This is a genomic window from Skermanella sp. (genome assembly GCF_059503625.1).
Map to the genome: position 1 here is coordinate 1 of NZ_JCACHA010000860.1, position 8211 is coordinate 8211.

General features: G+C 63.7%; 6 protein-coding genes. 1 reads left to right on the forward strand and 5 read right to left on the reverse strand.

What is annotated here, in order from left to right; genetic code table 11:
* Positions 1-20: 20 nt before the first annotated feature.
* The 5 genes from AC5JJ6_RS31235 to AC5JJ6_RS31255 all read right to left on the reverse strand — a co-directional run bounded on the left by AC5JJ6_RS31235 (position 21) and on the right by AC5JJ6_RS31255 (position 6401).
* Entirely contained in the window at positions 21-1016 is a 996-nt protein-coding gene (locus AC5JJ6_RS31235) for an acyltransferase family protein (protein ID WP_496045785.1), read from the reverse strand.
* 336 nt (positions 1017-1352) lie between these two features.
* The gene (locus AC5JJ6_RS31240; protein WP_496045786.1) at positions 1353-2234 is read right to left on the reverse strand and encodes a PCC domain-containing protein; all 882 of its coding nucleotides are present in this window, start codon (positions 2232-2234) and stop codon (positions 1353-1355) included.
* Entirely contained in the window at positions 2231-3838 is a 1608-nt protein-coding gene (locus tag AC5JJ6_RS31245; protein ID WP_496045787.1) for an acyl-CoA synthetase, read from the reverse strand. Before AC5JJ6_RS31245 ends, AC5JJ6_RS31240 begins: the two co-directional genes overlap by 4 nt.
* On the reverse strand, positions 3835-5007 hold the full coding sequence (locus AC5JJ6_RS31250) for an acetyl-CoA acetyltransferase (RefSeq protein WP_496045788.1): 1173 nt from the start codon (positions 5005-5007) through the stop codon (positions 3835-3837). The genes AC5JJ6_RS31245 and AC5JJ6_RS31250 overlap by 4 nt, the downstream gene beginning before the upstream one ends.
* A 449-nt stretch (positions 5008-5456) precedes the next feature.
* Positions 5457-6401 carry a LysR family transcriptional regulator gene (locus tag AC5JJ6_RS31255; RefSeq protein ID WP_496045789.1) on the reverse strand — a complete coding sequence of 315 codons (945 nt, stop codon included), beginning with the start codon at positions 6399-6401 and terminating at the stop codon, positions 5457-5459.
* Positions 6402-6563: 162 nt separating this feature from the next.
* Here AC5JJ6_RS31255 and AC5JJ6_RS31260 point away from each other — a divergent pair, with 162 nt between their 5' ends.
* Complete coding sequence (locus tag AC5JJ6_RS31260; protein ID WP_496045790.1) at positions 6564-8051, forward strand: ribulose-bisphosphate carboxylase large subunit; 1488 nt, start codon at positions 6564-6566, stop codon at positions 8049-8051.
* Positions 8052-8211: the final 160 nt, after the last annotated feature.

An 8211-nucleotide genomic window follows, 5' to 3' on the forward strand; every position in this document is an offset into this window, starting at 1 on the left:
GACCTACGGCATGAGCAGCCTCAAGCGGCGCCCAGTAGCGCCGTCCGGGTCCATGGGTTCATGGAAGCCAGCCGCTGGAGCACCATGGGGCCGATGCAGCCGCCCGCCACCGCCAGCACGAAGATCTGCCAGTCTTCGGCGCCCACCCGCATCAGCACGATCCGGCAAGCGGCCTGGAAGAACATGTGGTGGAGGAAGATGGCGTAGGAGTGCTTGCCGATGGTCCGGAACAGGGATGCCTTGGGCATGAACCTGACCAGCACCAGCGACGCCGTGGTGCCGCACAGCAGGCCCAGGATGCTGGTACGTCCGATATCTACGGTGATCAGGTTCCATAGCGCCGCCTGATGGAACAGCGTCCCGGCTACGAGCACGACGACGACGCCCAGCCTGACCGGAGCGGCGGAAAAGGTTTCCTGGAATCGGGTAAAGGCGACGCCCAGCAGGAAATAGGGGAACAGATAAGCCGCTTGGCTGATCGAGAAGATATCGACTTCCGGCTCCAGGGTATTCGCGACGGTGAGGTTGAGCGCTACCGCCACCGCCGACAGGCCGGCGATCACGGCGGGGCGGAACAGCCAGCCCATGGCATCGAGGGTGCCGACCACGAAGAAGATCAGCAGCAGGGCCTGAAGATACCAGAAATGCTGGTAGGGAAGGACGGGAATGGTCAGGAACTCGAACCAGTCCGGCGTCGCCGTCGTCCCCGGCGTGATGGCCTGGAGGATGAAGAAGAGCGGCGCAACGACCAGCAGGGGGATGCCGAGCCGGCGGAGCTTCTTATTGAAGAAGTCGGGCAGATGCTCGATCCGGGCAGGTCTGAACGCGTAGACGAGACCCGAGATGAAGGTGAACAGCGGCATCCGGACGAACGTCCAGCTCTCGGCCGCGTAACGGAACAGCGAGCCTTCCTCGAGGCGCATGCCGACTTCGGGGTTGTGGCCGATCACATGGAGCGAGACGAGCAGGATACAGGCGAACCCGCGCAGCTCATCGATATTGTATCGTTCTCGCATCACCAATTCCCTTCAAATACGGCTCAATATCTTTCGAATGGTGAAATCATATTCCTGATAATTCGATTCAATGCTGGCTCGTATCTGGAACACAGAGAAGGACAACATATAAAGCTTGTCTTAGTTCATCTATGGCAGCATCGGCAAAATACGGCTATTTTGCGGTGCAAAAGTCGCCAGCCATTTGATTGCTGTAAGCTGAAAATTAGGATAGATGCCGTCAATTCTACAGTGTCAATGCCGTGATACTGATGAGGCTTCAAGTCACAAAAAATCCCCCGGCTGACGGGGGATAGATGGTGCGATACAGAAAATGCCCTGAAGGACCGGGCCGGTTCAGGCGGGAGCGGCAAGGGCCTCTATGACGACTTCGAGTGTCATCAGGACAGGGTTGGCCCCACGCGTCAGGCGACCTTCGGCAAGGTCTCCCCGGTGATCGACCAGCGCCACGTCGAGCACTGCCATGGGGGCGCCATCGGCGTCGGGCACTATCGAGCCGCTCCGGATCAATAGCTCGGTAGCAAAGCTGTCCACGACGGCGCCATTCTCGAAAATCGCCCCGATGGTGCTGGCGACCCCACCGCGCAGGGCTGCGGCAACGATGCCCCGGCTACGGCAGAACTCTTCCAGCGCGCCGCAGATGTCCTGGTTCGGCCGGAAGCGCGCCGCGAAGAACCGGCCGGAGGGGGAGGAGAAGGCAGCGCCGGATACCGGGCCGAACAGCGTGAAATTGGTTTCCGGGTCGGGTTGCGCTTCGAATGCCATGCCGTCCAGCACCCAGGCCTTCGCGCGGATCGGTTCGGCGACGGTGGTCTGATCCGGGATGACGTGACCGCCCCGCCTGATGCCGTCGGCGCCGGTCCAGACGCCGTGGCAATGCAGGAAGGCGCCGCCGTCGCGCCGACCGAAGGTCACGGCGGCGTCCTCCAGGCGGCTGATGCCGGGGGGCCGGTGGAACTCGCTGTAGAAGGCGGCGTGTTCCGGCGTCGGCGCCCGGGCCGGCACGACATAGGTGAAGGGGCCGAAGGCGCCGCCCTCCAGCGTCAGGACGGCGCTTTCTCCACCCGCTTGGCTAAGCGGCCGGCGGATCGCCTCGATGAAGTTCAGCCCCGGCTCCAGGGTGAATTCCAGCGGCCGGGCGTTACCGGCAACCCACTGGACGCGCTCCGCAGGTGCCGGGCCGAGTTGCAGCACCCTGCGCTCCGGGTCGATCATCATGCGGAGGCTCCGGCGGCGGGCTTCAGCAGGCCGCGGGCTTCCAGCTCGTCGCGGACGAGACGTTTCGGCACCTTGCCGTAACCGGACTTCGGCAGAGCGTCCCAGAAGAACACCCGCTTGGGCACCTTGTAGCGCGCGATGTGCTCCGACATCCAGGCGATCAGTTCGGCTTCGTCCAGGTTAGCGCCGGGCCGCAGCACGCAGACCGCCACGCCGACCTCGCCCCAAGTGGGATCGGGCACGCCGAGCACCGCGACTTCGGCGATGGCTCCTTGCGTCAGGATCTTCTCCTCGATCTCGCGCGGGTAGATGTTGGAGCCGCCGGAGATGTATTTGTCGGAGGTGCGGCCTGTTATGTACAGGTAGCCTTCGGCATCCATGTGGCCGACATCGCCGGTCAGGAACCAGCCGTCGCGGAACGCCTTGGCGTTGGCTTCCGGGTTTTGGTAGTAGCCGGCGAAGACGGCGGGGCCGATGACGCAGATCTCCCCGGTCTCGCCCGCCGGGAGTTCGCGGCCTTCGATGTCCTGGATCGAGATCTGCATGCCGGTGCGCTCGAACCCGCAGGTGCCGAGCCTTGCTTCGGGACCGTCCTCGATATGGTGGTTGCGGGTTGGCAGGACGGTGATGTTGCCCGTCACCTCGCCGAGGCCGAAATACTGGACCAGCACGGGACCCAGCTTCGCCAGCGCCACCTTCTGGTCGGCGCGGTACATGGGAGCGCCGGCATAAATCACGTAGCGGAGCGATGAGTGGTCGTATCTGTCCACGGCGGGATGCTCGACCAGCATCTTCAGGATGGTCGGCACGGTGAACAGGTTCGTCACCCGATGGCGCTCGATCAGGCGAAAGGCCTCGTCCACGTCGAAACGGTCGGTCGGCAGCAGGATCGTCGGCGCTCCGCGCGCCACGACGTTGAGCTGGTGGATGCCGGCCCCGTGCGACAGGGGGGCCACGACCAGGGAGGCGTCCTCCTCCGTCGTCGCCGGGACAAGGTCGCACAGGTGGTTGTTGATGACGAATGCCATCTGACCATGCGTCAGGACAGCGGCCTTGGAGCGCCCCGTCGTGCCGGAGGTGAAGAAGAACCAGCAGGGATCGTCGTGTTCGACCGCCGCTGCAGGCGCTTGGGCGCCCCTGTGGTCCTCGATCAGGGTGTCGATATCGGCGTCGCCGAAGCCGGCCTCTCCGCCAAGGCTGATGACATCGATGTCCGGCGCCGCTTTCCGGGCGGCGGCGGCGTGGTCCGGGAAATCGGCGTGGCACAGGAAAATCGCGGCGCCGGAATCCTGGACCAGAGTCGCGACTTCGTCCGGCAGCAGGCGGAAATTGGTCGGAACCCAGACGGCGCCCAGCCGGAACGTGGCGAACATGGATTCGAACATCTCGTTGCAGTTCTTCGAATGCACGAGGATGCGATCGCCCTTGACTGCTCCCCTGGCGGCCAGCGCCGCCGCCATGGCGGTGACGCGGGCTTCCATCTCCGCCCATGTCCAGGTCCGCTCGCCCCAGATCAGGCCTGGATGGTTGGGAAGACGGCGGGCGTTACGGGTCAGGAAGTGCGACAGGTTCATGACCCGCCGGGAGACAGGCAGCCCGTTCACTTGACGCGCTCCAGGATGGAGACGTAGTTGGCAACGGCGGCTCCGCCCATGTTGAAGACCCCCGCGAGTTGGGCGTCGGGGATCTGCATGCCGCCGGCTTCGTTCATGAGCTGGAGGGCGGCCATGACGTGCATCGAAACGCCGGTGGCGCCGATCGGATGCCCCTTGGCCTTCAGGCCGCCGGAGGGATTGACCGGCAGGCGGCCATTCTTCTCGGTGATGCCCTCGGCGGCCACTTTCCAGCCCTGGCCGGGTTCGGCGAGGCCCATGGCCTCGTACTCGATCATCTCGGCGATGGTGAAGCAGTCATGGGTTTCGACCAGATCGAGGTCGTCGAGCGTGACGCCGGCATCTTCGCGCGCCCGGTCCCAAGCGCGGCGGGCGCCCTCGAACGCGGTCGGGTCGCGGCGCGACAGCGGCAGGATGTCGTTGACCTGCCGGCGGGCGCGGAAACCGATCGCGCGTTGGAGCGTCGCGGCGGTTTCGGCATCGGCGATCACCAGTGCCGCGGCGCCATCCGACACCAGCGAGCAGTCGGTGCGGCGCAACGGGCCGGCGACCAGCGGGTTCTTGTTCGACGGCGTGTTGCAGAAGTCGAAGCCGAGGTCCTTCCGCATCTGGGCATAGGGGTTCTCGACGCCGTTGCGGTGGTTCTTGGCCGCGATCCGGGCGAGTTCGGCACTGTGGTCGCCGTAGCGCTGGAAGTAATTCTGCGCAATGCGTCCGAAGATGCCGGCGAATCCGCCTTCGACCTCCGCCTCCTCGTTGCGGTAGCACGCGGTCAGCAGGATATCGGAGACGGCGGGGATCGGCAGCGCCGTCATCTTCTCCGCCCCGACGACAAGGGCGATGCGGCCCCGGCCGCATTCCACGAAATCAAGTGCAGCGTGGATGGCGGCCGAGCCGGTGGCGCAGGCGTTCTCGACATGGACGGACGGCGTGTAGCCGAGGGCGGGCAGGCCTGTCGCAACCAGCGCTCCTTCGAACCCCTGGCGCGAGAAGCCGTTGTTGTAGACGCCGACGGTGATCGCATCGACATCGGCGGCATCGACGCCGGCATGATCGAGCGCCGCCCCTGCGACCTCCGCGATCAGGCTTTCGACATCGGGAGCCTCGGATTTTCCGAACGCGGTGTGAGCCCAACCCACGATGGCGGCTGATTTCCGCATGGTGTCAATTCCCTCCGGCTTGCTTTTCTTTGGCGGACGGGAGGGTTTCGACTCCCGATCCGCTTCATCGGCTTGTGTCGTAACATGCTGGAACTGCTGAGGCGAGTGGCCTTATTGGCGGTCATGCAATGTCAACGCTACGCGGACTGATGCCGCTGGCTTCAGCCTCGTCGATCGTTGTCCGCAAGGCGTTGAAGCAATCTTTTCTCCTTCTATTCTTATACTTACAATAGTCATAGTTTTCATTTCTTATGTATTTGTAGTTTATTTTCGTGACAGGAACACGGATGGACACGGATTTCCCACGGATGAACACGGAACTGAATTGCGCCCACGCCTTCCGCAAAGCAGGATCTTTCATCGCTATTCGTGTTCATCCGTGGGAAATCCGTGTTCATTCCGGTTATTGAGCATTGATGTTCTCAAACAACTTCCTCTTCACTAAAAACTCACCGCCGCTCCACGGCGCCGTAATCCCGCTCTATCCCGTCGATCAGCGACTTGCCTTCCGCCAGCAAAAACCGGCGTAGCTGGGTGTGGACGGGGAGCAGGGGCATATGGCGGCGGTTTGCCACGAACCAGGAGCGCATCAGGGGCAGTCCTTCGACTGGGAGGGTGGTCAAAAGGCCCATGCGGAGTTCGAGCTGGATCGTGTGGCGGGAGATCAGGGCCACGCCCATGCCGGCCATCACGGCTTGCTTGATCGTCTCGTTGCTGCTGGACGTCAGGACGATCCGGGGTGAGAAGCCGCCGTCTTCGAAGAATTTCTCCATCAGGGCGCGGGTGCCGGAGCCGTCTTCGCGGACGATGAAGCGTTCTTCGGACAGGGCTTCCAAGGGTATGGGGCCGCCGCTCGCCAGACGATGGCCCGGCGGTGCGATCAGGACCGAGGGATGGGGCGCGAAGGGTTCGGCGGCGACATCGGCGTCCGCCGGCGGCTTGCCCATGACGGCGATGTCGATGTCGCCCTTCAGAAGGGCCGCGATGATGTCGCGCCGGTTGCCCTCCTGAAGGTGGATGGCGATGCGCGGGTAGGTCGCCTGGAAGCGGGCCAGCATCAGCGGCATGATGTATTTGGCGGTGCTGACCAGCCCGATCCTGGCATGGCCGCCGCTCAGGCCTTTCAGCTCGCGCAGGCGTTCGTCGGCGTCGCTCAGCGCCTTCAGCACGACGGCGGCGTATTCCACCAGGGCGGCGCCGGCCTCCGTCAGGACGACGCGGCGTCCGACCCGCTCGAACAGGGCGAAGCCGCACAGACCCTCGATCTGCTTGATCTGGAACGACACTGCCGCCGGCGTCAGGCCGAGGCGCTCGGCGACGCGGGCGAAGGACAGGGTTTCGGCGGCTTCGACGAAGACCTGAAGCTGCCGGATCGTGGAGTGGCGGAGGGTCATTTCGTACCTGCGATCGGGGGTCGCTTATTCACAAGGGATTCCTTGACGAAATCGTCAAAACTATTGAATTTTCTTTACTGAAAATCGGGATTACCGTCAAGGCCAAGTCAATCGTAGCAAGCCGGCACACAGTCCAGGCCCGATTGCGGGAGGAAAAAACCAATGCAGGAAATCGTCGAACGGACCGTCGTGGACAGCGACAAACAGATCACGGACATGAAGGTCCGGTACAAGTCCGGCGTCCTCAAGTACAAGCAGATGGGTTACTGGGTCCCGGACTACGAGGTCAAGGATACCGACATACTGGCAGCCTTCCGCATCACGCCGCAGGACGGCGTAGACCCGGAAGAAGCCGCCGCAGCCGTCGCCGGCGAGTCCTCGACCGCGACATGGACCGTCGTGTGGACCGACCGCCTGACCGACTGCGAGAACTACCGGGCCAAGGCCTACCGGGTCGATCCCATCCCCGGTTCCGACAACCAGTACATGGCCTATATCGCCTACGACCTCGACCTGTTCGAGGAAGGCTCGATCGCCAACCTGACCGCCTCGATCATCGGCAACGTCTTCGGCTTCAAGCCCTTGAAGGCCCTGCGCCTGGAAGACATGCGCATCCCGACCGCATACCTGAAGACGTTCCAGGGACCGGCGACCGGCATCATCGCGGAACGCGAACGGCTGAACTGCTACGGCCGCCCGCTGCTGGGCGCCACCATGAAGCCGAAGCTGGGCCTGTCGGGCCGCAATTACGGCCGCGTCGTCTACGAGGCGCTGAAAGGCGGACTCGACTTCACCAAGGACGACGAGAACATCAATTCCCAACCCTTCATGCACTGGCGCGACCGGTACCTCTACTGCATGGAGGGCGTCAACAAGGCGATGGCCGAGACCGGCGAGATCAAGGGCACCTACCTGAACGTCACCGCCGCTACCATGGAAGACATGTACGAGCGGGCGGAGTTCGCCAAGCAGCTCGGCAGCGTCATCATCATGATCGACCTCGTGATCGGCTATACCGCCATCCAATCGATGGCGAAGTGGGCGCGCAAAAACGACATGATCCTGCACCTGCACCGCGCCGGTCATTCGACCTATACGCGGCAGAAGTCGCACGGCGTGTCGTTCCGCGTCATCGCCAAGTGGATGCGCATGGCCGGCGTCGACCATATCCATGCCGGTACCGTCGTCGGCAAGCTGGAAGGCGACCCCAACGTCATCCGGGGCATCTACGACACCTGCCGCGAAGTCAACGTCCCGCAGAAGCTCGAGCACGGCATCCTGTTCGACCAGCCCTGGGCCGGTCTGAAGAAGATGATGCCGGTGGCGTCGGGCGGCATCCATGCCGGTCAGATGCACCAGTTGCTGACATATCTGGGCGATGACGTGGTGCTTCAGTTCGGCGGCGGCACCATCGGCCATCCGGGCGGCATCCAGGCCGGCGCCGTCGCCAACCGGGTGGCGCTGGAATGCATGGTCAAGGCCCGCAACGAAGGCATCGATATCTGGAACGAGGGACCTGACGTCCTGGTCAAGGCGGCCAAGTGGTGCCAGCCGCTGCGTGCGGCGCTCGACACCTGGAAGGACGTGACGTTCGACTACGCCTCGACCGACAGCGTCGATTACGTGCCGACACCGACCCCGGCGTTCTGATCGCCCCGTACCGACAATCAAATCATACGCAGGACAATGCCGGCGGCTCGATGAAGCGCCGGCGACCGACGCCTTCCCCTGGCCCCCATGCCCTCTCCCGGTTCCCCCCTCCGGAGGGCGATGATCCCCGGTTGTCCTCCCTTGTCCCCTGGGGGTCGAG